Source organism: Staphylococcus sp. GW821-FHT11H10 (assembly GCF_058807855.1).
This window is the reverse complement of the sequence record NZ_JBXARC010000050.1, coordinates 1-1,306: the sequence shown is the minus strand read 5'-3', so window position 1 is coordinate 1,306 and position 1,306 is coordinate 1. Positions and strand designations below refer to the sequence as shown.

Annotated in this window: 1 rRNA gene; it reads right to left on the bottom strand. The window is 49.9% G+C overall.

The features are described 5' to 3' along the window. Positions 1 to 1,306 (bottom strand): 23S ribosomal RNA (locus AC1RRU_RS12545); the annotation flags it as partial.

Here is a 1,306-nt window from a genome sequence, read left to right as displayed (position 1 = left end):
ATTTCGCTACCTTAGGACCGTTATAGTTACGGCCGCCGTTTACTGGGGCTTCGATTCGTAGCTTCGCAGAAGCTAACCACTCCTCTTAACCTTCCAGCACCGGGCAGGCGTCAGCCCCTATACATCACCTTACGGTTTAGCAGAGACCTGTGTTTTTGATAAACAGTCGCTTGGGCCTATTCACTGCGGCTCTTCTGGGCTTGCACCCTAAAGAGCACCCCTTCTCCCGAAGTTACGGGGTCATTTTGCCGAGTTCCTTAACGAGAGTTCGCTCGCTCACCTTAGAATTCTCATCTTGACTACCTGTGTCGGTTTGCGGTACGGGCACCTATTATCTATCTAGAGGCTTTTCTCGGCAGTGTGAAATCAACGACTCGAGGAAACAATTTCCTCTCCCCATCACAGCTCAATCTTAAGAGTGCCGGATTTGCCTAACACTCAATCTCACTGCTTAGACGTACAATCCAATCGTACGCTTCGCCTATCCTACTGCGTCCCCCCATCGATTAAAACGATGCTAGGTGGTACAGGAATATCAACCTGTTATCCATCGCCTACGCCTGTCGGCCTCAGCTTAGGACCCGACTAACCCAGAGCGGACGAGCCTTCCTCTGGAAACCTTAGTCAATCGGTGGACGGGATTCTCACCCGTCTTTCGCTACTCACACCGGCATTCTCACTTCTAAGCGCTCCACATGTCCTTGCGATCATGCTTCAACGCCCTTAGAACGCTCTCCTACCATTGTCCTACGGACAATCCACAGCTTCGGTAATATGTTTAGCCCCGGTACATTTTCGGCGCAGTGTCACTCGACTAGTGAGCTATTACGCACTCTTTAAATGATGGCTGCTTCTAAGCCAACATCCTAGTTGTCTGGGCAACGCCACATCCTTTTCCACTTAACATATATTTTGGGACCTTAGCTGGTGGTCTGGGCTGTTTCCCTTTCGAACACGGACCTTATCACCCATGTTCTGACTCCCAAGTTAAATTAATTGGCATTCGGAGTTTGTCTGAATTCGGTAACCCGAGAGGGGCCCCTCGTCCAAACAGTGCTCTACCTCCAATAATCATCACTTGAGGCTAGCCCTAAAGCTATTTCGGAGAGAACCAGCTATCTCCAAGTTCGATTGGAATTTCTCCGCTACCCACAGTTCATCCGCTCACTTTTCAACGTAAGTCGGTTCGGTCCTCCATTCAGTGTTACCTGAACTTCAACCTGACCATGGGTAGATCACCTGGTTTCGGGTCTACGACCAAATACTCAACGCCCTATTCAGACTCGCTTTCGCTACGGCTCCACAT